Origin of the sequence: Alcaligenes sp. AB3, assembly GCF_031844565.1 — a bacterium.
GTDB lineage: Bacteria > Pseudomonadota > Gammaproteobacteria > Burkholderiales > Burkholderiaceae_B > Alcaligenes > Alcaligenes faecalis.
In genome coordinates, this window is record NZ_JAUZVM010000001.1 from 782972 (window position 1) to 805841 (window position 22870).

Sequence of the window (22870 nt, forward strand, 5' to 3'; positions counted from 1 at the left end):
CTTTATCACAATGTTTGAAGGCTAGGCAGGCTGATTGGGTTTGTGTGTTTGATTCGGTCCGTTGCTGGTTTTACCGCTTGGTGGCAGTCGTCGCTGCTTTACCAGCATGGGCAATCAAGCCATCGTGTATCAGCTCCATCATCATCTTGAATACCTGCTCGGACTGCAGGTGCACAAAGCGGGGCAGAATCTGGCGCAGCATGGGTACGTCCTCGGCAGGCCATTGTTCCAGTTCCTTCAACTCTTCCTCGGTCACTGGCCGTATCAGTCCGCCCAGTTCTCCTTGAATCAAGCCGTAGAGGGCGGCGTACCAGCCCACACAGGCGGCGGGGATTTCGGCATCGCTCAAACCGCCATCGCGCAAGGCTCGGTATACCTGCTCAAGAACCAGATAGTCAGCTTTGCCGGTATTTAGAAAACGCTGCATTTGCTGAAAAGTCTGTGGGTGGCCCAAGGCCAGCTCACGATACTGTCGGGCCAATTCATACAAACGCTCTGTCCATGACAGACCCGTATCCACGGCCTGAATGCGGCCCGTCAAATAATCCGCCATCGCGCGCAGCAAGCCTTCCTTGGACTTGAAGTGATACAGCACAGCCATTGGGTCGCAGCCCACTCGCTCCCCCAGTTTACGTAAGGAAAAGCCGCTGTCTCCGGCTTCCTCCATCAAGGTGACGGCGGCGATGACCAGCTCGTCCTTATTCAGTTTGCGTGTGCGCGTGGCGGGTGCTTGGGCCAATAGAGTTCCTTTGTCGAACCAGATAGGGGAAAGGGCAGATTTGCCAAGTTTAACTCTACAGAGTAGAATAAATTAATTCTACAGCGTAGAAGAAGATCGTTCCACCCCGTTTTTACAGCGTGGTGTTGATAACGAGACAGAACGGAACGCCGCGTTGACGGGGCGTCACCGGAGCATTCCGCTCTGTGATCCAGGCGGCCAGCAGGCCGTGACAGACACAGGACATTTATGCTTATTTCTAAACCCACTCTTTTAAACGATGTTTCCAGCGCAGAGAGCTTGCTGGTCAGTAATCCCCGATTGTGGAACTGGCGAAAAGATCGTCTGAACGAAGCCGTCGCGCCCGCGACGTATTACGAAGCATCGCTTGCCCCCTGGAACCGCTTTGATCCTCTGCAAGCCGACACGCAATGTGATGTGCTGGTTGTAGGTGGTGGTTTGTTGGGTGCCTCGACAGCCTTGCACTTGGCCCGCTCCGGTCTGGACGTGGTGCTGGTGGAAAAAGACAGTATTGGCTCCGCTGCGTCCGGCCGAAATGGCGGTCAGCTGACCCCTGGCCTGGCCCGTTGGGAAGCCGCAGACATGATTGCCCATCTGCCTTTGGATGAGGCCCGTCGCTTGTGGCGCTTTGCCTCGCATGAAGCCATGGATCTGCTCGATCAGATTGCTCAGGATTACGGGCTGGATTTTGATCGCCGTCGTGGGCATTTGACGGCTGCCGTTCATGCAGGCCATATGGGTGCTCTGGTAGAGGGGGCGGATGCCCGCCGCTACCTGGGTGATACCAGTGTGGAAATTGTGGGTAGCTACGAGCTGGAGCAGGAAATCCGCTCGCCGCTGTATCACGGTGCCGTGGTGGATACCTTGGGTGGTCAACTGCATCCCTTGGCGCTGCTGCGCGGACTGGTTTACGGCCTGGTTCAGCATGGTGGTCGAGTGTATGAAGGCAGCCCGGTCGAGGAGATCGAGCAGACAGAAAAAGGTGCTTTGGCCATCACCCCCGGTGGCACGATTCTGGCGCGTCAGGCCTTGGTGCTGGCCGTGCATGACACAACCTCACAGTTTTTGCCCACGCAGTCCAATACCACCGTCCCGTTCTATACCTATGTGGGTGTGACCGAGCCGCTGCAGTGCCCGGTCAGCGAGCTTCTGCCAACAGACCGAGCGGTGTATGACACGCAATTCCAGATCGACTATTACCGCGCCGTGCGTCAAAACCGTTTGCTGTTTGGCGGGCAGGGCACCGGCACCAGTTGGTCCCCTGAACGTATCAATGACTACTTGCTGGATCGTATCCAGACGGTTTTCCCACAGCTGGAGCAGGTGCAGCTGGACTTTTCCTGGAGCGGGATCAGTGATTTCACCCTGAACGGGGCAACCGACTCGCGCAAGACCGAGGACACCGTTCCCGTGTACATGGTGCATGGCTGGAGTGGTCACGGCGTGGCGCAAACCGTGCGTATTGGTAAAGCCATTAGTGATGATGTGACGGGCCGCAACGAGGATTTCGCTATGTTGACGGACATTACCCACCGCAGCATTCCTCTGGGCCATCAGTTATCGGGTCTGGCGATCCCCGTGGTCAAGGCCGCGATAGGCATGATGAGCGCGGTGAACCCCGGTCGTCTGGTGTCTTTCTAAGTCCGTTTTCAAGCCCCTGTTCAGCAGCGCTGACTAGGGCAAGCCCTTACTTGTTTTCGATCCTGATTGCTTTACATTGTGATTTCCTATTTGTATTGGCTTCAATATTTTAGGTTCATAAGAATTTTCAGTATCATAAAAACAAGGGACAGATATGCAGAAAGGGCTTGTTCGTACCGGGGTTGCGGCCGCTGGTTTGATCTTGGGTTTGGCGTGGGCACCAGCCCACGCGCAGGTGCAGTCGGTAGAGGTGATGCGTGACAGCTATGGCGTGCCGCACGTCTTTGCCGACAGCCACTATGGCTTGTATTACGGCTATGGTTATGCGGTCGCCCAAGACCGTCTGTTCCAGATGGATATGGCGCGTCGCTCCTTTGTAGGCACAACCGCCGCCGTCCTGGGCCCTGGCGATCAGGATGTCTACGTCAAGTACGACATGCAGGTACGGCAGAACTTCACACCCGCCTCCATACAGCGGCAGATCGCGGCCTTGTCCAAGGACGAGCGCGACATTTTCCGTGGCTATGCCGATGGCTATAACGCCTATCTGGAGCAGGTACGCCGTCGTCCTGAACTGCTGCCCAAAGAATATGTGGATTTTGATTTCCAGCCCGAGCCGCTGACCGACTTTGATGTGGTCATGATCTGGGTGGGCTCCATGGCCAACCGCTTCTCCGACACGAATCTGGAAGTGACGGCATTGGCCATGCGTCAGTCTCTGGAAAAACAGCACGGCCCGGAACGTGGCCGTGCCTTGTTTGATGAGCTGCTGTGGATCAATGACACGACCGCCCCCACTACGGTTCCGGCCCCCGCTGCCGAGCACAAGCCACAGGCGCGAGCAGGGACGCAGAATCTGGCCCATGTTTCTTCACAAGTTCTGGCTGCCGAGCTGGAGCGTCAGGACAAGCACTGGGGCGGTCGTGGCCCGGACTTTGCACCCAAAGCCAGTAATCTGTGGAGCACTCGTCCTGAGCGCGTTCAGGATGGCTCTACGGTTCTGATCAACGGCCCGCAGTTTGGCTGGTACAACCCGGCCTACACCTACGGTATCGGTCTGCATGGTGCGGGCTTTGATGTGGTGGGCAATACACCGTTTGCTTATCCAATTGTTCTGTTCGGTACCAATAGTGAAATTGCCTGGGGGGCAACTGCTGGTCCTCAGGACGTGGTGGATATGTACCAGGAGAAACTGAATCCGGCGCGTGCCGATCAGTATTGGTTCAACAATGCCTGGCGCACGATGGAGCAACGCAAGGAGCGCATCCAGGTGCGTGGTCAGGCTGATCGTGAAATGACGATCTGGCGCACCGTACACGGCCCCGTGATGCAGTTTGATTATGAACAGGGCGCGGCTTACAGCAAGAAACGCAGCTGGGATGGTTATGAGGTGCAGTCCTTGCTGGCCTGGTTGAACGTGGCCAAGGCTCGCAACTGGACGGAGTTTCTGGATCAAGCCAGCAAGATGGCGATTTCCATTAACTGGTACTACGCTGACAAGCACGGCAATATCGGCTATGTCTCGCCGGCCTTCCTGCCCCAGCGTCCGGCCGATCAGGACATCCGCGTGCCAGCCAAAGGGGACGGCAGCATGGAGTGGCAGGGCATCAAGAGCTTCGACTCGATTCCCAAAGCCTACAATCCGCCCCAGGGCTATCTGGTCAACTGGAACAACAAGCCTGCGCCGGATAAGACCAATACGGATACTTACTACTGGACCTATGGCGACCGCATGAACGAGTTGACCAGCCAGTATCAGGACAAGGACGTCCATAGCGTGCAGGAGATCTGGGAGTTCAATAAAAAGGCGTCCTATAGCGATGTGAACTGGCGCTATTTCCGACCACATCTGGAAAAGCTGGCGCAAAGTCTGCCTGCCAATGATGCTGGTCAGGCGGCGTTGAAGACCTTGCTGGCCTGGGATGGCATGGAACACGATCAAGCTGGACAAAATGCCGGATCGGCACGGGTGCTGTTCAAGACCTGGCTGGAAGAAATGTACAAGCAGGTCCTGATGCCGGTGGTGCCTGAATCGCATCGCGCCATGTATAGCCAGACCGGTTTTGCCACGCAGCAAGGCCCCAACCCCGGTTCGATCAACTTGAGCATGGGCACCAAGGTTCTGTTGCGTGCCTTGGCCCTGGAAGCCCATCCTGATCCCAAGCGTGTGAATGTCTTTGGTGAGCGCTCTTCTCAGGAAATCATGCACACAGCTTTGCAAAATGCGCAGGCCCGCTTGAGCCAGGAGCAGGGTGCTCAGATGGAGCGCTGGACCATGCCGACCTCGGTGCATCGCTTCAGTGACAAGAACTTCACGGGAACGCCGCAAACGACGTCGGGCAATACCTTTTCCTTTACCGGCTATCAGAACCGAGGCACAGAAAACAATCGGGTGGTGTTTGATGCCAAGGGCGTGGAGTTCTGCGATGCCATGCCGCCCGGCCAAAGCGGTTTCACCGACCGTAATGGTGTCCGCAGCCCGCATTACGAGGATCAGCTGAAGTTGTACGAGAACTTCGAGTGCAAAACCATGGATGTGACACATACGGACATTCGTCGTAATGCGCAAACCAGCACGATGCTGTTGATTCAGCCTCAGCCTTAACGTTGAGTGCGGCACCTGCACTTTGAGGCGGTGCCGCTTCTTCGATCGTTGCTGGAGGGTTTAGCAGGTCAGGCGATGTAGTTAGTAAAGGCAGCTTGCCAGTATCAGCAGTGAGGCTGAGTACGAAGTCTAAGCTGCAAATCCGGGCAGGCAGGAGTGGAAGTAGCTCGAAGCGGTAAATGTATTGACTCAGGTTGATTTGACAGACGCTAGCAGATCTATCGGGCAGAAAACGACCCGAAGCGGAAGTTCATGCGTTTACAGTTTGTGAAACCTTTGTGTTCAGGGATCAGAGGTTGATGAGCAGGCTTTCAATGCTAATCGCATGGGAGCATCCCCAGCATTGCAAACCGTTCAGAGCCTTTCTGCGGGTAGCAATCATTAATTCTGGGCCATGCAGATTAGTTACACTGCTTTTTCATGCATTCGTCACCCACATCGCGCAGTCGCTTGAAGTCAAAAAACGGATTGCCGTATAGAAAGCTTGGTGAAAGGACGTCCTTTTTCTTCCCTGGCCGAGAGTGCTCGTGGTGAGGGGGGAAGGGAAGGTCGGGATGATGCGGAGCGGAGTCTGCTCGATAGACCTGTTTTTTCTCATCGGGGCTGAACAGCATGTAGGAGTAATCCATCAGCGAGTTCAGGCGTAGCAGCCAATACCAACCTTTAGATAATTGGATAGTGAGATGCCAACCTCGCTCACGATTCTCGGCTTTAGTCGCTATACCCCCGAGTTCGTCGGCGACCATCGTATGCAAGTGAGGGATTAACTGATCCGGGATCGATTCACTCCGGTCGAAATTGGGGATATCGATCGAAAGTGAGAACAACGTACCTAGAAATCTAAGCACACTGGGTTGCTCTTTTGCCTCCTCAATATGTTTTGTACAAAGTGGCAATTGGATAAGAGTACCTTTCCCTGGAATGCTGGAAATCGTGGTTCTTGCGCTAGCTACAGCAGGAGCTTTACAGGCAAGGCACTGACCCATACTGGATAAAATAAACGACTTAGCAACGGTAGTGTTTTCGAATCGTCCATCAGCCAGATCGGTCGCTTCACGGGTGCTCACGTTCATCCACTTGTACCAAGCATCGTAAACAGCTTTCGCAGCAGCTGTGTCGAGTATGTTGTAAAGGGTTCGGCAGTCGGCAATCGTAACCCACTCGGAAGACAGCGATTTGAAGCTAGGGAAGCCTCCCCGATAGCGATAACTCCGCAGACAGCCGCAGTGGTCTGTCTGCGGGTAGATCACCACCCCTTCCTGGTTTCTTTGAATCCAATACTTCTGGGGCGCAGCGGCAACTAGCTTTCGCCAGGCCTCAAGGTCGTAGGTAACGCTTTCAACGACAAAAGGTAGTCGCCGTTTTATGAAGTCAAAATTTTTATACGACAGGGCAGCAACATAGAGATCCATGGTTGATGCATCGGGCTGCGGCCCATCAATCTCTGCGAGTAGTGAGTCTATATTGAACAGTTTCCATTGTTGATCGTTATCCATCCCAAAACTCCTATTCCCTAAAAATATCGCAGCTTTAGCTGCTCGCAATATTGCTTTCCAATAACTAACAGAAGGAGCGTTAACGAGCCTGGTCTCAAACCACAAAATGCGAGAAAAAAGCGATGAGGAAAATCTCTTGCGATCTTAGGGGCGGCTAGCATCAATGCGGCGGGATTAGGCAAGGTAAGCGACACGGGGAAGATTGAAATAAGAATGCCGGTTGCAGGAACGCCATTTTAAGCGGGGGTGAGTTTAATGCTGGTACGAAATAGCCTGGTGTTTTTGACTGATCGCTTCTGGCCGACAGCAGCAGTTCCAGCCCTACCCTAACGCAACTGACAGAACACGACAGATCAAATTTGATTCGATACCTATAAAAAAGCCGCTCCTAGAACAGGAGCGGCTTTTTCTGCTTTCAGCCGAAGCTCTTATCAGCCTTGAGTACGATCCAGAATACGCTGTGCTTCGATACGCACACGCTCGGGGGCGGTGCCGCCGATGTGTTTGCGCGAAGCAACCGAGCCTTCCAGGGTCAGCACGCCAAAAATATCCGACTCAATGCGGCTATCGAACTTTTGCAGCTGCTCCAGGTTCAGATCGGCCAGGTCGCAACCCAACTGTTCACATTCACGCACAGCCAAAGCCACGGTTTCGTGGGCATCACGGAAAGGCAGGCCTTTCTTGACCAGGTAATCAGCCAGATCAGTAGCGGTCGCAAAGCCTTGCAGCGCAGCAGCACGCATGGCTTCAGGCTTGACCTTGATACCGGAGATCAGGTCTACAAAAATGGTCAGGGTGTCGCGAATGGTATCAGCCGAATCGAACAGACCTTCCTTGTCTTCCTGATTGTCCTTGTTGTAGGCCAGCGGTTGGCCTTTCATCAAAGTCAGCAGGGCAATCAGGTGACCATTGACGCGACCGGTCTTGCCACGGGCCAGCTCGGGAACGTCAGGGTTTTTCTTTTGCGGCATGATGGAGCTGCCGGTGCAAAAGCGGTCAGCCAGATCAATAAAGCCCACGCGTGGGCTCATCCACAGCACCAGCTCCTCGGAGAAGCGGGAGATGTGCGTCATGATCAGGGCGGCAGCGGCGCAGAATTCGATGGCGAAGTCGCGGTCCGACACAGCGTCCAGCGAGTTGCGGCACACATCGTCAAAATCCAGCAGCTTGGCAACCATTTCACGGTCGATGGGGTAGCTGGTACCGGCCAGAGCGGCCGCGCCCAATGGCAGGCGGTTCACGCGCTTGCGGCAGTCTTGAAGACGCTCGGCATCGCGCTGGAACATTTCGGCGTAGGCCAGCAAATGGTGGCCAAAAGTAACGGGCTGTGCCACTTGCAGGTGGGTGAAACCGGGCAAAATAGTGTCTGCCTGAGCCAGTGCCAACTCAGCCAGCTTGCGCTGCATCTGGGCCAGCAGGTCCAGGGCAATGTCGATTTCATTGCGCAGCCACAGGCGGATATCGGTGGCGACCTGGTCATTGCGCGAACGGCCGGTGTGCAGGCGCTTGCCCGCATCGCCAATCAGCTCGACCAGACGTTTTTCAATGTTCAGGTGCACGTCTTCCAGATCCAGCAACCACTGGAACTGGCCTTGGGCGATTTCGTCCAGAATCTGGCTCATGCCGCGTTCAATGTCGGCCTTGTCCTGCTCGGTGATCACACCGACGGCAGCCAGCATGCTGGCGTGGGCCAGGGAACCCTGAATATCAAAGCGGGCCATGCGCTTGTCAAAGTCCACCGACGCTGTGTAGCGTTTGACGAGGTCAGAGACGGGCTCGGAAAAGCGAGCCGACCAGGCCATGGCCTTATTGGCGAACTGGTCTTGGGAAGAGGAGGGGGTGTTTGATGACATAGAGGGCAATTATAGTGGATCGGACGGGCTGACGCAGGTCATCCAGTCCCGCAGGAAACAGACGCTGTGCAGTATATTAGATAGTTTTCAGACTCTAGGAAACCATGCGGGTCCTTTTTGGGGCTGGCTGGACAAGGAAGAATACATGGAGCAAGAACGCACCTTTGCCGATTTGTTGGGATGGCAATGGATCGAAGCGTATTTACCGCAGGATCGCTGGGTACAGATTTTGGCCGGTTTGGCCATGCTGACGGTGCTGGTCTGGATTGTCAGCTGGTTGACCAGTTCCGTGCTCTCACGTCTGGTGCGGCGCTTGCTGAAAGTGGCGGGCAAGGACGATTGGGCGCGTGCCCTGGTCAAGAAGCGCTTTGTGCGCAATGTGGGCTATGCCGTGCCCTTGCTGGTGGTCAGCTCCAATCTGACCTTGCTGCCCCTGGCCAAGACTTTGCTGGAAATCATAGAGCGGGTGGCCTTGCTGGGCTTTCTGGTCTTTCTCATCATGGCGATTGTCAGCCTGCTGGGGGCGTGGCAAGAGGTCTACGCCAACTCCAGCAAGGGGCGTACCAAGTCCATCAAGGGCTATGTGGAAGTGGCCAAGATAGCGGTGTGGGCGATTGGCATTATTGTCATGATCTCCATCATTCTGGATCAATCCCCCGTTCTGCTGCTCTCCGGTCTGGGTGCCTTGTCGGCGGTGCTCTTGCTGGTCTTTAAAGACACCTTGCTGTCGCTGGTGGCCAGCACGCAGATGAGTACCAACGATATGTTGCGCATCGGTGACTGGATCGAGATGAAGCAGGCCGGGGCGGATGGCTTTGTCATTGATATGGCGCTGCACACGGTCAAGGTCCAGAACTGGGACAAGACCGTCACCACCATTCCCACCTACAAGCTGTTCTCCGAGAGCTATCGCAACTGGCGTCAGATGTTTGAATCGGGCGGCCGTCGTATCAAGCGCACCCTGAGCATCGATGCCTCCAGCGTTCGATTTTTGACTCCAACAGAAGTCGATAGCCTGTCGCGCTTTGCCTTGTTGCGCGATTACCTGAACGAGAAAAAAGAAGATCTGGAGCGCTCCAACCAGGAGCTGAGCCGTGCCGGTCTGGATGCGGTCAATTACCGTCGCCTGACCAACCTGGGCACCTTCCGCGCTTACTGCATGGCTTATATCAAGCGTCACCCTGAAATTCATCAGGACATGATTCAGATGGTGCGCATGATGGAGCCCACGGCGGACGGTATTCCTATCGAGGTGTATTGCTTTACCAATAAAACCGCCTGGGTGGACCACGAGCGCATCCAGGGCGATATTTTTGACCACATTCTGGCTGTGCTGCCTGAGCTTGGCTTGCGTCTGTTCCAGTCGCCTACCGGTCGCGACTTGAGCCTGGGCTTGAGTCTGGCAGCAGAAAGTCATCGTCCGTCCTTGCCGGGCGCTGCCAAAGATCCTCTTTAAATTTGACGTGCGAGTAACCATGAAACAAATTACGGCCATCATCAAACCCTTCAAGCTGGATGAAGTTCGCGAAGCCCTGGCAGAGCTGGACGTTAATGGCTTGACCGTGACTGAAGTGAAAGGCTTTGGTCGTCAAAAGGGGCATACCGAGCTGTATCGCGGTGCCGAATATGTGGTGGATTTTCTGCCCAAGATTCGTGTTGACATCGTGGTGGCGGCTGATCGCTGTGACGCGATCATCGAAGCCATTATCAAAGCCGCCCACACGGGCAAGATTGGCGACGGCAAGATTTTTGTGACGCCTGTCGAGCAGGCTATCCGTATCCGTACTTCGGAGAGCGGTCGCGACGCCTTGTAAGGGGGTCGCAGTTGGGCTGGTTTGGACAGTAGTTATGGAAGGACAAGCTGATGCGATATGAAAAACTAGGGTCGGCACCACGTGTTTCGCGGGTGGGCCAAGGCAGTTGGTATGTGGAGCAGGCCGATTGGGCGCAGAGCGTGGCCGCGTTTCAGGCCGGGCTGGACGCTGGCATGAACCATATCGACACCGCCGAGATGTATGGTGACGGGCAAGCAGAAACCTTGATCGGTCAGGCCCTGCAAGGTCGTCGGCACGAGGCGTTTCTGGTGTCCAAGGTCTTGCCCTTCAATGCCAGCCGTCAGGGTGTAATCCGCGCTTGCGAGGCCAGCCTGAAGCGTCTGGGTACGGACTACCTGGATCTGTATTTATTGCACTGGCCCGGTCAGGTTCCTTTGGAAGAAACCTGCGCAGCCTTTGACAGGCTAGTTCAGCAAGGCAAGATCAAGCAATGGGGCGTCAGCAATTTTGATGTGCCGGATCTGGAAGAGCTGTACGACATCGTGGGGCCGGGTGAAATTGCCTGCAATCAGGTCTTGTATCACCTGAACGAGCGCGCGATTGAACACGCGGTCATGCCCTGGTGTCAGGAGCGTCAAGTCAGCGTGGTGGCGTACAGTCCCTTCGGTCATGACGATTTCCCCGAGCCGGATTCTGAAGGCGGGGCCTTGCTGGCCGAGATTGCCAGCCACTATCAGGCCACCGCACGCCAAGTGGCTTTGGCCTTTTTGCTGCGTGATCCCCATGTGTTTGTGATTCCCAAGGCATCGCGTGCGGCTCATGCCCAGCAAAATGCGGCTGCTGGGGATCTGATATTGCAGCCCGAGCATATTCAGGCACTGGATGCCCAGTTTCCACGCGGACCCAAGCCGGCGTATTTGCCGATGATTTGAACGCAAGAAGAACGGCCCCAAAGCTTTGGATTAATCCAGGTTTTGGGGCCGTTTTCCATGAGCCGTCGCTTTGCGGCAGTAGCTTTGCTTAAGTGGCGAAGTAGGGCTGACGCTTGTTCTTGAAGTACAGCCAGGCCAAAGCCAGCATCACCACTGCCGAGATCGGCAGCGTCCAGGTATTGACGCCGTACCAGCCATACACAGCCAGCACACGGCCCGAGGTGAAGGAGGACAAGGCTACACAGGTAAAGATGATGAAGTCATTCAAAGCCTGCACACGGCCACGCTCTTCGGGGCGGTAGCAGTCCACCACCATATTGGTGGCACCGATAAAACCAAAGTTCCAGCCCAGACCCAGCAAGATCAGGCTGACCCAGAAGTGCGGCACCGTCATGCCCAGCAGCGCCACAATGCTGGCCAGTCCCAACAAGAGCACGCCCGCAAAGGTGACGGGGATCTTGCCAAAGCGCTTGATCAGGTTGCCGGTAAAGAAGCTGGGGCCAAACATGGCCAGAATATGCCACTGAATCCCCAAGGTGGACTCTTTCAGGCTATGGCCGTGCATGACCATGGCCAAGGGCGAAGCCGTCATCAGAAAGTTCATCAGCACATAGGAAGCGACTCCGGCCAGGAGCGCAATAATGAAGTAACTGTTGGAGGCAATCTCGCGCAGGGGACGTCCGGTGTAGGGGATTTTCTCTTGCTGATTCCGTGTGCCCGGCGCCAGGCGCAGGCTAAAGGCGAAGGGCAGGACCAGGGCTGCCAAGGCTGCTTGTGCCAAGAAGGCGGCGGCAAAAGGGTGCTCTGGCCAGATATCCTGCGTATGGATAATGGTCTGGGTGGCGATAATCGCGCCCAGCAGCCCCCCGGCCATGACCCAGGAAATGGCCTTGGGCCGGAAGGTATCACTGGCGTCATCGGCTGCGGCAAAGCGATAGCTTTGTACGTAAGAGGCATACAGCCCGGCCAGCAGAGTGCCCACACAGAACATGACAAAGGACAGGCTGTAGATCCCGGCGGCGGCCAGCAGGCCCGCCCCTATGCCCAGCAAGGCACCGATGATGTAGCCACCCTGGCGTCCCAAGCGGCGCATCAGATAGGCGGCGGGCAAAATGCCTACCGCCAGACCCAGGTTGAAAATACCCACGGGCAAGGTCGCCAGGTCCGGGCTGCTGGCCATCTTCTGGCCGACCAGACTGCTGAGCGCTACTACCAAAGCCGGATTGGCCCCGCCCAGTGCTTGCATTCCAGAAAGAATAAAGGCGTTGCGGCGGCTTGGATCGGCGTGCGTGGACATGGCTGGTCTCGGTATATAACTTTGTTTTATTAGTTAATGCTGAATTTTGGCTAAACCAGTGTAGCACCGCGTGCCCAGAAGGCAGGCATAAAGGATTCGGCTACCAAGAGGGGTTGACCGTGGCGCCAGAAGACGGAACAACGCGACAAAATCTGCTGAGCTTGCGGAACCGGCTCGCCACTGGGGTCCAGAGCGCGTTCAATCGTGCGAAAAAAGCTCATGCCGCGGTTCAGACGGCAGCTTAGAAAGGCGGAGCGTTGTATCTGGGCATCGTTATACAGCATGTCGGCCAGCGGACGGCTACGCAGCCGCCGTATGCCTTGCCAGACGCTGTGTGAGGCGGGCAGGGGGGTGAAACTGCGGGCAATCACGCAGCGGATTCCGTCCACTGCCATGGACACCTCGCGTATCCAGGCCAGCGTGCCTGGCGGCTTTTGAATCAAAGCGGCTTCTTGCGGGTTCAAGCGGCAAGCGTATTCGCTGACCACTTCCAGATCGACTTTGCCCAAGCGGCGCAGACCGGCGGTCAGGGCGCCGGGACGGTGTAGCCAGTACTTTTGAGCGGGGGTGGCAGAGGGGTGAACCTGCTCATGCCAGGGTTTTTTTGTGCTGGAGGGAAATTTCATGTCCTGTATTATCGCCAAAGCCATAAAATAGCGCTCATGGAAAAAGAACGTATCTCAAAATTAATGGCCCAGCGCGGCATGTGTTCACGCCGTGAGGCGGATGCTTTCATCGAGCGCGGCTGGGTTCGTGTGGACGGTCAAATCGTCTCTGAACTGGGGAGCAAAGCCTACCCCAATCAGAAAATCACACTGGAAAAACAAGCGCGTCAGCGTCAGACCCAACGTGCCACTATTTTGCTGCACAAGCCCGTGGGCTATGTGTCGGGGCAAGCCGAAGCTGGTTATCGCAATGCGGTTTCCCTGATCGGCGCTTCCACGCAGTACAAGGGTGGTCGCGGCAGCCAGCGCTTTGATCCGGCGCATTTGCGTGGTCTGGCGCCGGCTGGTCGTCTGGATATCGACTCCACCGGATTGCTGATTCTGACTCAGGATGGTCGTATTGCGCGGCAGATTATTGGTGAAGACTCGGTCATCGACAAGGAATATCTGGTGCGTGTAACCGGCAAGCTGAGCGAGCGTGGCCTGGAACTGCTGAACTTTGGTTTGAGCCTGGACGGTAAGCCCTTGCTGCCAGCCCAAGTGTCCTGGCAGAACGATGACCAGCTGCGTTTTATCCTGCGCGAAGGCAAGAAACGCCAGATTCGCCGCATGTGTGAACTGGTCGGTCTGAAGGTTGTGGGTCTGAAGCGCGTGCGTATTGGCGATCTGGTGCTGGGCGACCTGCCTATGGGCCAGTGGCGCTACATGAAAGAATCCGAGAGCCTGGCCTAAAGGCAAAGGGGCGGCTTACAGCCCCGAGTGACGAAGTTGAAAGCTGGCCTTGTCATCCTGGGCCAGCGTTTTTGTTAACCACGGCATGCTTTGTTCCAGAGCCTTGAGCAGCGTCCAGGGAGGATTGCTGATGAACAGGCCACTGCCATGCAAACCCAACCCATTTTTGGCCGGAGCACGAACCGACAGGCTGACATGCAGCCAGGGCGTATCCAGTTGCTCCAGCTTGCGTTGCAAGGCCTGTACTTCGGGCCGCTGCACAATGGGATACCACACGACGATACAGGCTTGAGCAAAGCGCTTGAGGGCGTTTTTCACGCTGTTCAAGACCTGCTGGTAGTCGGATTTGGCCTCGTAAGAGGGGTCCATCACCACGATGGCACGTCGTGACGGCGGCGGTAGCAAGCGGCCCAACTGTTCAAACCCATTTTCCGGATACAGACGCACCCGACGGTTGCCCTGGGGGAACAACTGCGCCACGTTATCGCTCAGAACTTCAAATTCGGACGGGTGCAGTTCAAAGCCGTGAAAGCTGTCTTGCGTGCGCAAGCGCTCCAGTGCCAGCCAGGGGGAACCGGGGTAGTAGCGCGCGGTGCCGTCCGGGTTCAGGTCGGCAATGGCATCAATATAGTGTTCCACCAGCTCCGGGTAGTCGTCTTGCTGCAAGACCCGGTCCAGGCCGTCGTAGAACTCGCCCTTGGTTTGCGCCCAGTCGTGCTCCAGATCATAGATACCGGCACCGCAGTGGGTATCGATGATGCTGAAGGCGCTGTCTTTTTGAGCGTAGTAATTAAAGATATGCAGCAAGGTCGCGTGCTTGAGCACATCCGCGTGATTGCCAGCATGAAAGGCGTGACGGTAACTGAACAAGAGAAATCCTGGTGTTGCGGTTTAATTAAAGAGTGTCGGGACGAATGGTGGTGACTTTATCCGTGAAGATGCCATTGCATCCCCAATCCAGCAGCTCACGCACCCGCTCGGCATCGTTCACGGTCCAGACAGCCACGGTATAGCCTTTTTGCCGAATTTCCTGAACCAAGGCCTGGGTGACGAAGCGGTCGTTCAAATTCAGACCCATGCAGCCCAGGCGCTCCAGACGTTCGGGCCAGTCTGCCGGAACCTCTTCTTCAATCAGCAGGGCGCGGGGCAGGGTAGGGACGGCTTGTTGTGCCGCTTCCAAGGCCACTTCGGAAAAGGATGATAGCAGGGGCGGCAAGCTGGCCTGTGCCCACAACGCCTGGGCCGCCAGAGCAACCTGTCGCCCCGTTTCGGCTTCGTCCCCGGTCGTAGGCTTGATTTCGATATTGCTGTGAACCTGATTGGCCAGGGTAAAGGCGGCTATCGAACTTAATGTGGGGATGGGCTCGCCGGCGTAGGCCGAGGAATGCCAGGCGCCAAAGTCCAGGGCAGAGAGCTCGGCCAAAGTCAGCCTGGAGGCCATGCCCTGCCCATTGGACGTGCGGTCCAGATCGTCATCGTGCAGCAGCACAGGAACCGCATCACGGCTCAGTTTGACGTCGTACTCCATCATGCGAAAACCGTTCTGGGCACCAACCCGAATGGCGGCCAGGGTGTTCTCCGGGGCAATCTTGCCGGCGCCGCGGTGGGCGATCAAAGCAGGGTAGGGCCAGTGATGATTCATTGAAGACATGGCGGACTCGCAAGAGGCGTGATAAAAAGCCAATGTACTATTTTAACCGGGGCTGTACACTGTACGGTTTTCATATACGGTATATTTTCAGGCCGAGCCGGCTCACCGGCCTGATGCGCCACCCGCAGCGCCCTGCTGCAAGCGAAAGTAGGTGATGATTAATGTTCGAGATTATCCGTAAGAACCAACGCGTCATGCAGCTGGTCCTGTTAGTGCTGATTTTGCCGTCTTTTGTATTGATTGGCGTCAGCGGCTACTCCAGCTACGTTTCTGGCGATAGCGATATTGTCAAAGTTGGCGATAGCGCCATTACGTCCCAGGAATTTGATCGTGCGCGCCGCATGCAGCTGGACGATATGCAGCGCAACAATCCTTCCGGTTTTGATCTGGCCCAGGCCGACAGCCTGGAAAGCCGTCGTGCATTGCTGGAATCCTTGATTGATCAGCGTGTACAAATCGAAGTGGCTACTGCCGCTCGCTTCAACGTTTCCGACATTGCCCTGCGCGACTACATCGCCACGATGCCGGAATTTCAGGAAAACGGTTCTTTCTCGCCCGCCCTTTACAGCCAGGTCCTGGCTTCGGCCGGCATCAATACCCGTGACTTCGAGCAAAGCCAGCGCGGCCAGATGGCCTTGCAACGCGTGCTCGGTCCCGTGGCTGCCAGCTCCTCCATGCTGCCCAGCGTGATGAACAAGCTGGAAATCGCCCTGACCGAAGAGCGCGGTGTACGCACACGCAGCTTCCTGACCCGTGATTTCGAATCCAAGGTTCAGATCAGCGATGCCGATCTGCAGGCCTGGTATGACGCCAACAAGCAATCGCTGGAACTGCCCCAGCAAGTCAAAGTGGAATACCTGCTGCTGAATGAAGCGGCGGCCTCCAAAGATCTGGCGACACCTACCGACGATCAGCTCAAGCAATACTACGAGCAAAACAAGGCTCGTTACGTGCAGGCTGGCCGTGTGAACATCAGCCACATTCTGGTGACATTGCCTGCCGGTGCCTCCGATACCGAACGTGAAGCGGCCCAGACCAAGGCTCGCGAACTGGCTGAAAAAGCTCAGGCCAATAAAGAAGGCTTTGCCGACCTGGCCCGTGCCAACTCCCAGGACGAGGGTAGCGCCCGTGAAGGTGGCGAGCTGGGCTGGATCAGCAAAGGCTCCTGGCCGTCCGTGCTGGAAAGCGCTGTATTTGCTTTGAAAAAAGGTGATGTATCGGGTGTGATCGAAGGCCCCAACGGTTTCCATATTTTCAAGAGCAACGAAGTTCAGCCCGAGCAAGGCGAGTCCTTTGAGCAAGCCCGCAGCAAGGTGCAGGACGAAGTGCGCAAGCAGCTGGCTTCCGAGCGCTTTGCCGATATGGCCAGCAAGCTGACCAATCTGGTTTACGACAACGAAGACAATCTGGAAGCCGCCGCCAATGCCTTGGGTCTGACTCTGAAGCAGGCTGAAGGCATCAGCCGACAAGGTTTGATTCCTGCTTCGCAAGTTGAAGGTGATCTGGCCGCCGCCAAGAGCCCTGATGCAGCCGTGCTGGATGACAGCCGTGTTCGCCAAGCCTTGTTCAATGCCGAAACTCTGGCTTCGCGCAAGAATGCAGGCGTTGTAGAAGTGTCGCCTGATACCTTGATTGCCCTGCGCGTAACCGACGTTACCGAGGCTCATGTGCCTGCACTGGATAAAGTACGCACTATCGCTGAGGAAAACCTGCGCCGTGAAAAAGCGGCTGCCTTGGCGGTTCAAGCCGGTGAGGACTACTTGAAGCAGCTGCAAGCCGGTACCGAGCCTGAGGACTTCTCGGCCCAGTTTGCCGTGAGCCGTGCGGAATTCCCCGAGATGGACGAAGCCTTGCTGAACAAGGTTCTGGCCAACCCCGTGGACAAGTTGCCTGCCTATGTGGGTGATCGCCAGCCCCAGGGCTACACCGTGGTGCAGATTCTGAGCCATGAGCCCGGCAAGTCCGGCAACCCTGGTCTGGACATGCTGACAGCACAGTTGACCCAAGCCATGGCCCGCACCGAGACCCAGGCCGTTCTGCAAGCCATGCGTGTGGAAGAGAAGGTTCAGATTCTGCCAGAAGCAGAGAAAGAGTTGACCTCCACAGGCGAAAATGAATAAAGCGGCTTGAATCAGAGCCCGTAACCCTGGAGCCAGCAGGCTCCAGGGGTGTTTTTCAAAGAGCATTCTGATGAATCACACTGATATTTCCCTGGTACGGCGGCGCCTTTTAGGCGCCGCAACTGTTTGGGGCCTGACGGCACCGTACTTGGCCTATGCTGCGCCTGAGCAGGGCACCTTTATCGAGCGCACCTTGCATCGCCCTGTGCCGGGCGGGGTGGCGGTGCTGGACCTGGGGGCGGGTGGCTCAGCGCCTGTGGTGCACTTCAATGGCAACCGTGTGCTGGTGATTCAGGATGCTGATCAGCGCTGGAAAGCGATTGTCGGACTGGATCTGAAAACTCAGCCAGGCCCGCATAGCCTTTCGGTGCAAGGACAGTCGGGCGTGGCGTTTCAAGTTGGCAGCAAGCGTTACCGCGAGCAGCGCATCACCCTGAAAAACAAGTCACATGTGAATCCGGACCCGCAACAGCAGGCCCGTTTTGAGCGCGAATACGAGGAGCAGATGCAGGCATATGCCAGCTTCCGCACAGAAGGCCCCAGCAATGTGGTCTTTGAAAAGCCGGTACCGGGTCGCCTGACCAGTCCGTTTGGTCTACGTCGTTTTTTCAATGGTGAAGAGCGTAACCCGCATTCGGGTTTGGATTTCGCTGCACCTACCGGCACGGCGGTCAAAGTGCCTGCTGACGGGATTGTCACCATCGTGGCGGATTACTTCTTTAACGGTAAAACCGTATTTGTGGATCATGGTCAGGGCCTGATCACCATGTTCTGTCACTTGTCGGCTTTTGATGTGCGCGTGGGAGATCGTGTCAGTAGGGGCGATGTGGTGGCGCGTTCCGGCGCAACGGGCCGTGCGACTGGCCCTCATTTGCACTGGAACGTCAGTCTGAATAACGCACGGGTGGACCCCGCTATCTTTATTGGTGCATTCCAGGCCTAGGCAGGCCCTGCAAGGTTTTTCATGATCATCGGTTCGGCATATCGACGGGGCTTGCGAGACAGCGCCTCTATCGCCCTGGGCTATGTCCCCGTCGCGATTTCCTTTGGCTTGACAGCTGTGCACGCAGGCTTGTCGCCCTGGCTGGCAGTCATGGTGTCCCTGATTGTGTACGCGGGAGCCAGTCAGTTCATTTTGATCAGTCTGCTGGTTGCAGGTGCCGCCTATCCCAGCATTTTGGGTATTGTGCTGCTCATGAACCTGCGCCACGTGTTCTATGGCCCAACCTTGATGGGCTTTTTTACCGCTCCCAGAACTGTCTCCAGTCTGTTCATGGCTCCTGGCCTGACCGATGAGGTCTTTGCCGCTTCCGCAGCCGGAGTAGCCCGCCAACCGGCCCAGGAGCAGGAGTCCTGGTACTGCGGCCTGCAGCTGGGTTCTTACCTGTCATGGGTGCTGGGCACTGCCGTAGGGGCCTTCTTCGCCAGTGATTTGCTGGGTCAATCCCCCGTGCTGGAAAAGACGCTGGGCTTTGTCTTGCCCGCCTTGTTCTTTGCCTTGCTGCTGGAAATCCGCCAATCTGCACCTTTGCCGGTGTTGGTGGCTGCCGCGGTAGGGGCTGTGCTGGCCATGGCTTTCTTGCCATCATATCTGGCGATTATTGTCGGCATGCTAGCCGGTGGTTTGATGGCCTTGCGCCGCGCTTAAGGAGTAGAGATGGATTGGAGTTTTCTGCTCATGATTGTGCTGGCGGGTGTAGGCACATTTTTGATTCGTTACCTGCCTTTGCGTTTGGGTGGACGACAGGGCAAGGCGGACCCCAGCCGCGTTTCGATCTGGCCACGCCTGTTTGGGGCCATTGGCCCGGCAGGTGTGGTGTCCTTGCTGGTCGTGTCCCTGATCTCCTTGTTGCGCCCTGAGCATATGTCTCTGGACTTGCCGCCTTTGCTGGCGGGTCTGGCAGGGGTGCTGCTGGGCCGTCGCTGGCCAGGTGGCATCGCGGGGTCAACATTGACTGGCGTGCTGGCCTACGGCCTGTGCGTGGCTTACGTGGGTGTGTAAGTCGCTTGTCTCCCTGTTCCTGCTTCTGTGAGATCCGGTGTCATGAGCCGGGTGGGGGGCTATTACAGCTTGTATGCGAGACCCCGGCATAGGGCGCAGTGAGCACGAATGAGGTCTAAAAAAACGCCTGCTGTAGAGCAGGCATTTTTCATGGCTGAGGCTTTGTCCGTGATGGACTTAGCCCTTCACACGGACAATCTTCTGAACCTGCGGTACGTGACGGATAGAGCGAATCACGCGCGCCAAGTGGGTACGGCTATCAACCTGAACGGTCAAGTGCAGCACCGAGGTCGCAGCCGATTCGTCCGGCATGGAGATATGCAGGATGTTGGAGTCGGCATCGGTAATTTCAGCGGCCAGACGGCCCAGAACACCGCGCTCGTTGATCGCAGTCACATCCAGACGGGTGGACAGGTGGCGGGCGGTATTGCTGTCCCACATGACAGGAACCCAACGCTCAGGCTCTTTGGCCTGGGCGCGTTGTGCCACCGCACACTCAGCCATATGAACGACCAAACCGTGACCCAGACGAATACCACCAATAATGGCGTCACCGGGCAGGGGGCCACAGCACGGTGCTAGCTGTACAGCCTGACCTTCGTTACCGTGAATCAGAATCGGTGCCGAGGTGTTGGCATTGATCTCGTCAAATTCGGCTGCAGTGGTTTCCAGCAGGGGGTTTTCTGGAGCAAAACGGCGGGCTACAACAGCTGCCAGGCGTTTGCCCAAGCCGATATCGGCTAGAATTTCTTCGCGGGAAGCCGCACCCGAGCCTTTGGCTAGCTTGTCCCAGTTTGGATCCTGGTCCGTTGCATGTGGCAGGCCCAACTGATCAAAGGCTTGATCCAGCAGGCGGCGGCCAAAGGCCACGGACTCTTCGTATTTAACGGTGCGCAGGTAGTGACGGATTTCCGAACGGGCACGGCCGGAACGGACATAGTTCAGCCACTGCGCGCTTGGGCGGGCGGCAGGGGAGGTAATGATCTCCACCGAGTCACCGCTTTTCAGCTCGGTGCGCAGCGGGGCAAACTCGCCATTGATCTTGGAGGCAACAGCGTGATTGCCGATGTCGGTATGGATGCTGTAGGCAAAGTCCACCGGAGTCGCACCACGTGGCAGAGAAATAATCTTGCCTTTGGGCGTATGGACGTAAACCGCATCGGGGAACAGGTCAACTTTGACATGCTCCAGGAATTCTGTGGAGTCACCCGTCTGGCTTTGAATATCCAGCAGGGATTGCAACCAGCGGTGTGTGCGCTTTTGCAGGTCGTTCAGGGTGACGTCGTCTTCTTTGTACAGCCAATGAGAGGCCACGCCTTCTTCGGCCACGTGGTCCATTTCGCGGGTGCGGAACTGGAACTCGACGGGGGTGCCGTAGGGGCCAATCAAGGTGGTGTGCAGGGACTGGTAGCCATTCACTTTAGGGATGGCAATATAGTCCTTGAATTTGCCCGGTACGGGGCGATACAGCTGGTGCAGCGTACCTAAGGACAAATAGCATTCGGGCAGGGTGTGCACAATGATGCGAAAGCCGTAAATATCCAGTACGTCCGAGAAGGACTTCTTCTGCTCGACCATCTTGCAGAAAATGCTGTAGAGCGACTTTTCGCGGCCGGAGATTTCAGCATCAATCCCGGCAGCAGGCAGGGCGATCTTGACGGCTTCGGTGATCTTGCCCAGCACTTCACGGCGGTTGCCACGAGCCGCCAGCAAGGCCTTGTGCAGTACCTTGTAGCGATTGGGGTAGATGGCCTTGAAGCAGCGGTCCTGAAGCTCGCGGAACAGGGCGTTCAAACCCAGGCGATGTGCAATCGGCGCGTAAATATCCAGGGTTTCCTGGGCCACGCGGCGGCGCTTTTCCGGCTTAACGGCGTCCAGCGTGCGCATATTGTGCAAGCGGTCAGCCAGCTTGATCAGGATGACGCGCACGTCACGCGACATGGCCAGCAGCATCTTGCGAAAGCTGTCGGCCTGTTGCTGCGTCTTGGTGGCAAATTCCAGGCGCTCCAGCTTGGACAAACCATCCACAATCTCGGCCACATCGGTACCGAATTTTTCAGCCAGTTCCTGTTTGGTGACGTCCTGATCTTCGATCACGTCATGCAGCAGGGCCGACATCAAGGCATCGGTATCCAGCTTCCAGCCCGCACAGATTTCCGTGACGGCAATGGGGTGCGAGATATAGGGTTCGCCACTGGCGCGAAACTGCCCCAGGTGGGCCTGATCGGAGAAACGATAGGCCTCCCGTACCCGTTCTACATCTTTCGGGTCCAGGTACTGCGAGATGATCTTGGTGAGCGGAGCCAGCGAGGCAATAGGTGGGTTGGCACTTTCCTGAGCGGCTTGTGCCAGCGCCGGGACGTTCTTTTCCTTAGGCTTGCGACGACCTAGCCGTGAACCTTTTTTAAGGACGGCCAACAGCCCAGACGATGCGCCTCGTAAACCTGAAAATGCCATACCGTGCTCCGCTTGTGCCTATCAGGTAGGAACTTTGCGCAGCATTTCCAGACCGGTCGCGCCGGAGGCGATTTCTCGCAGGGCGGTAACCGTAGGCTTGTTCTTGCTTTCCAGGCGTGGTTCGTGGCCTTGAGCCAGTTCGCGCGCACGGTAGGCGGCTGCCAAGGTGAGCTTAAAGCGATTGGGGACCTGCTCCAGGCAGTCCTCGATAGTGATGCGAGCCATAGTAGACCTGTTATCAAAAAGAAATAAGAAGGAGATCAGCCCTGATTCAGCAGGGCATCTGCGCCTAATTGTTGAAAGAGTTGGCGATGCCGTACTGACTGAGTGGCAGTGCGCAAACGACTGGCCTGCACAATACTCAATAGCTGCTGTAATGCCGTATCAAAATCCTCATTGATAATAGCATATTGACAGTCATGAACATGGGCGATTTCGTGCTCGGCAGCCTCGACGCGGCGGGCAATGATCTCTTCGCTGTCCTGTCCGCGTTTGCGCAAACGCGCCTGCAAGGTGGGCAAGGAGGGCGGCAGAATGAAAATGCCTACGGCTTCGGGGAAATGTTCGCGGGCCAGACGGGCGCCTTGCCAGTCGATTTCCAGCAGCACATCGCGGCCTGCGTTCAGTGCTTTCTGAATGGGTTCGCGGGGCGTGCCGTAGTAGTTGTCATGTACCTTGGCCCATTCCAGCATCGCGTTTTCTGCGACCATTTTTTCAAAACGGGCCTTGTCCACAAAGAAGTAGTGCTCGCCGTCGCTCTCGCCGGGACGGGGGGCGCGTGTGGTGGCCGAGATGGACAGCATGATGTTGGAATCGTTGGCCAGGAGGGCGTTGACCAGACTGGATTTGCCCGCCCCGCTGGGGGCGACAACCATAAAAACGGTGCCAGGATAGCTCGTGGACAT

General features: G+C 56.6%; 20 protein-coding genes. 10 read left to right on the forward strand and 10 right to left on the reverse strand.

All coding sequences use genetic code 11. The annotated features are described in order from the left end of the window. Positions 1–70 precede the first annotated feature (70 nt). A complete protein-coding gene (locus Q9R35_RS03685) occupies positions 71–739 on the reverse strand; it encodes a TetR/AcrR family transcriptional regulator C-terminal domain-containing protein (RefSeq protein WP_311219351.1) in 669 nt (222 codons plus the stop codon). 228 nt (positions 740–967) lie between these two features. Between Q9R35_RS03685 and Q9R35_RS03690 the strand changes: the two genes are divergently transcribed. Further along, positions 968–2380, forward strand: coding sequence for an FAD-binding oxidoreductase (locus Q9R35_RS03690; protein ID WP_311219352.1), 1413 nt, complete (start codon positions 968–970; stop codon positions 2378–2380). A 154-nt stretch (positions 2381–2534) separates the two neighbouring features. Beyond that, positions 2535–4985, forward strand: coding sequence for a penicillin G acylase (locus Q9R35_RS03695; RefSeq protein ID WP_042480947.1), 2451 nt, complete (start codon positions 2535–2537; stop codon positions 4983–4985). A 401-nt stretch (positions 4986–5386) separates the two neighbouring features. On the opposite strand, the gene Q9R35_RS03700 is transcribed toward Q9R35_RS03695, so the two are convergent. Together Q9R35_RS03700 and argH are read right to left on the reverse strand one after the other, a co-directional pair. Next, positions 5387–6481 carry a DUF6516 family protein gene (locus Q9R35_RS03700; protein ID WP_311219353.1) on the reverse strand — a complete coding sequence of 365 codons (1095 nt, stop codon included), beginning with the start codon at positions 6479–6481 and terminating at the stop codon, positions 5387–5389. A gap of 431 nt (positions 6482–6912) precedes the next feature. Continuing rightward, positions 6913–8334, reverse strand: coding sequence for an argininosuccinate lyase (gene argH / locus Q9R35_RS03705; protein WP_199264680.1), 1422 nt, complete (start codon positions 8332–8334; stop codon positions 6913–6915). A gap of 145 nt (positions 8335–8479) precedes the next feature. On the opposite strand from argH, the gene Q9R35_RS03710 reads away from it, so the two are divergent. Genes Q9R35_RS03710 through Q9R35_RS03720 form a run of 3 tightly spaced genes read left to right on the forward strand, consistent with a single transcriptional unit; the run spans position 8480 to position 11041 of the window. Next, entirely contained in the window at positions 8480–9790 is a 1311-nt protein-coding gene (locus Q9R35_RS03710; protein WP_009462068.1) for a mechanosensitive ion channel family protein, read from the forward strand. Positions 9791–9809: 19 nt separating this feature from the next. Beyond that, complete coding sequence (locus Q9R35_RS03715; RefSeq protein ID WP_003799650.1) at positions 9810–10148, forward strand: P-II family nitrogen regulator; 339 nt, start codon at positions 9810–9812, stop codon at positions 10146–10148. Between the two features lie 50 nt (positions 10149–10198). After that, positions 10199–11041: an aldo/keto reductase gene (locus Q9R35_RS03720; RefSeq protein WP_311219354.1), complete on the forward strand. Its 843-nt coding sequence runs from the start codon at positions 10199–10201 to the stop codon at positions 11039–11041. An 88-nt stretch (positions 11042–11129) separates the two neighbouring features. Here Q9R35_RS03720 and Q9R35_RS03725 read toward each other — a convergent pair whose 3' ends face one another. Both Q9R35_RS03725 and Q9R35_RS03730 read right to left on the reverse strand, forming a co-directional pair. Beyond that, positions 11130–12338, reverse strand: coding sequence for an MFS transporter (locus Q9R35_RS03725; protein WP_063690432.1), 1209 nt, complete (start codon positions 12336–12338; stop codon positions 11130–11132). Positions 12339–12388: 50 nt separating this feature from the next. Continuing rightward, positions 12389–12964 carry a chorismate lyase gene (locus tag Q9R35_RS03730; protein WP_063690430.1) on the reverse strand — a complete coding sequence of 192 codons (576 nt, stop codon included), beginning with the start codon at positions 12962–12964 and terminating at the stop codon, positions 12389–12391. A 36-nt stretch (positions 12965–13000) separates the two neighbouring features. Between Q9R35_RS03730 and Q9R35_RS03735 the strand changes: the two genes are divergently transcribed. Continuing rightward, positions 13001–13735 carry a pseudouridine synthase gene (locus Q9R35_RS03735; protein ID WP_009457119.1) on the forward strand — a complete coding sequence of 245 codons (735 nt, stop codon included), beginning with the start codon at positions 13001–13003 and terminating at the stop codon, positions 13733–13735. Positions 13736–13750: 15 nt separating this feature from the next. Here Q9R35_RS03735 and Q9R35_RS03740 read toward each other — a convergent pair whose 3' ends face one another. Together Q9R35_RS03740 and ugpQ are read right to left on the reverse strand one after the other, a co-directional pair. Further along, positions 13751–14605: a 23S rRNA (adenine(2030)-N(6))-methyltransferase RlmJ gene (locus Q9R35_RS03740; RefSeq protein WP_009457117.1), complete on the reverse strand. Its 855-nt coding sequence runs from the start codon at positions 14603–14605 to the stop codon at positions 13751–13753. Positions 14606–14630: 25 nt separating this feature from the next. Then, complete coding sequence (gene ugpQ, locus Q9R35_RS03745) at positions 14631–15377, reverse strand: glycerophosphodiester phosphodiesterase (protein WP_311219454.1); 747 nt, start codon at positions 15375–15377, stop codon at positions 14631–14633. Positions 15378–15547: 170 nt separating this feature from the next. On the opposite strand from ugpQ, the gene Q9R35_RS03750 reads away from it, so the two are divergent. From Q9R35_RS03750 to Q9R35_RS03765, 4 genes are all read left to right on the forward strand, one after another. Continuing rightward, positions 15548–17506, forward strand: coding sequence for a SurA N-terminal domain-containing protein (locus tag Q9R35_RS03750; protein WP_252605066.1), 1959 nt, complete (start codon positions 15548–15550; stop codon positions 17504–17506). A 70-nt stretch (positions 17507–17576) separates the two neighbouring features. After that, a complete protein-coding gene (locus Q9R35_RS03755) occupies positions 17577–18449 on the forward strand; it encodes a M23 family metallopeptidase (RefSeq protein ID WP_252605065.1) in 873 nt (290 codons plus the stop codon). Between the two features lie 21 nt (positions 18450–18470). Continuing rightward, positions 18471–19154 (forward strand): AzlC family ABC transporter permease, encoded by a 684-nt coding sequence (locus Q9R35_RS03760; protein WP_311219355.1) that lies wholly within the window; start codon positions 18471–18473, stop codon positions 19152–19154. Positions 19155–19163: 9 nt separating this feature from the next. After that, positions 19164–19508, forward strand: a complete 345-nt coding sequence (locus Q9R35_RS03765) for an AzlD domain-containing protein (protein ID WP_042480915.1) — start codon at positions 19164–19166, stop codon at positions 19506–19508. Between the two features lie 177 nt (positions 19509–19685). On the opposite strand, the gene Q9R35_RS03770 is transcribed toward Q9R35_RS03765, so the two are convergent. Genes Q9R35_RS03770 through gmk form a run of 3 tightly spaced genes read right to left on the reverse strand, consistent with a single transcriptional unit; the run spans position 19686 to position 22870 of the window. Beyond that, complete coding sequence (locus tag Q9R35_RS03770) at positions 19686–21965, reverse strand: bifunctional (p)ppGpp synthetase/guanosine-3',5'-bis(diphosphate) 3'-pyrophosphohydrolase (protein ID WP_311219356.1); 2280 nt, start codon at positions 21963–21965, stop codon at positions 19686–19688. A 21-nt stretch (positions 21966–21986) separates the two neighbouring features. Beyond that, positions 21987–22190, reverse strand: coding sequence for a DNA-directed RNA polymerase subunit omega (rpoZ, locus tag Q9R35_RS03775; RefSeq protein WP_003799665.1), 204 nt, complete (start codon positions 22188–22190; stop codon positions 21987–21989). A 35-nt stretch (positions 22191–22225) separates the two neighbouring features. Then, positions 22226–22870: a guanylate kinase gene (gene gmk / locus Q9R35_RS03780; protein WP_042480906.1), complete on the reverse strand. Its 645-nt coding sequence runs from the start codon at positions 22868–22870 to the stop codon at positions 22226–22228.

Excerpts from the sequence above, each read along its gene's own strand:
- Q9R35_RS03690 (WP_311219352.1), top strand. The coding sequence starts at position 968 with ATGCTTATTTCTAAACCCACTCTTTTAAACGATGTTTCCAGCGCAGAG.
- Q9R35_RS03695 (WP_042480947.1), top strand. The coding sequence starts at position 2,535 with ATGCAGAAAGGGCTTGTTCGTACCGGGGTTGCGGCCGCTGGTTTGATC.
- Q9R35_RS03700 (WP_311219353.1), bottom strand. The coding sequence starts at position 6,481 with ATGGATAACGATCAACAATGGAAACTGTTCAATATAGACTCACTACTC.
- argH (WP_199264680.1), bottom strand. The coding sequence starts at position 8,334 with ATGTCATCAAACACCCCCTCCTCTTCCCAAGACCAGTTCGCCAATAAG.
- Q9R35_RS03710 (WP_009462068.1), top strand. The coding sequence starts at position 8,480 with ATGGAGCAAGAACGCACCTTTGCCGATTTGTTGGGATGGCAATGGATC.
- Q9R35_RS03715 (WP_003799650.1), top strand. The coding sequence starts at position 9,810 with ATGAAACAAATTACGGCCATCATCAAACCCTTCAAGCTGGATGAAGTT.
- Q9R35_RS03720 (WP_311219354.1), top strand. The coding sequence starts at position 10,199 with ATGCGATATGAAAAACTAGGGTCGGCACCACGTGTTTCGCGGGTGGGC.
- Q9R35_RS03725 (WP_063690432.1), bottom strand. The coding sequence starts at position 12,338 with ATGTCCACGCACGCCGATCCAAGCCGCCGCAACGCCTTTATTCTTTCT.
- Q9R35_RS03730 (WP_063690430.1), bottom strand. The coding sequence starts at position 12,964 with ATGAAATTTCCCTCCAGCACAAAAAAACCCTGGCATGAGCAGGTTCAC.
- Q9R35_RS03735 (WP_009457119.1), top strand. The coding sequence starts at position 13,001 with ATGGAAAAAGAACGTATCTCAAAATTAATGGCCCAGCGCGGCATGTGT.
- ugpQ (WP_311219454.1), bottom strand. The coding sequence starts at position 15,377 with ATGAATCATCACTGGCCCTACCCTGCTTTGATCGCCCACCGCGGCGCC.
- Q9R35_RS03750 (WP_252605066.1), top strand. The coding sequence starts at position 15,548 with ATGTTCGAGATTATCCGTAAGAACCAACGCGTCATGCAGCTGGTCCTG.
- Q9R35_RS03755 (WP_252605065.1), top strand. The coding sequence starts at position 17,577 with ATGAATCACACTGATATTTCCCTGGTACGGCGGCGCCTTTTAGGCGCC.
- Q9R35_RS03760 (WP_311219355.1), top strand. The coding sequence starts at position 18,471 with ATGATCATCGGTTCGGCATATCGACGGGGCTTGCGAGACAGCGCCTCT.
- Q9R35_RS03765 (WP_042480915.1), top strand. The coding sequence starts at position 19,164 with ATGGATTGGAGTTTTCTGCTCATGATTGTGCTGGCGGGTGTAGGCACA.
- Q9R35_RS03770 (WP_311219356.1), bottom strand. The coding sequence starts at position 21,965 with ATGGCATTTTCAGGTTTACGAGGCGCATCGTCTGGGCTGTTGGCCGTC.
- rpoZ (WP_003799665.1), bottom strand. The coding sequence starts at position 22,190 with ATGGCTCGCATCACTATCGAGGACTGCCTGGAGCAGGTCCCCAATCGC.
- gmk (WP_042480906.1), bottom strand. The coding sequence starts at position 22,870 with ATGTCCACGAGCTATCCTGGCACCGTTTTTATGGTTGTCGCCCCCAGC.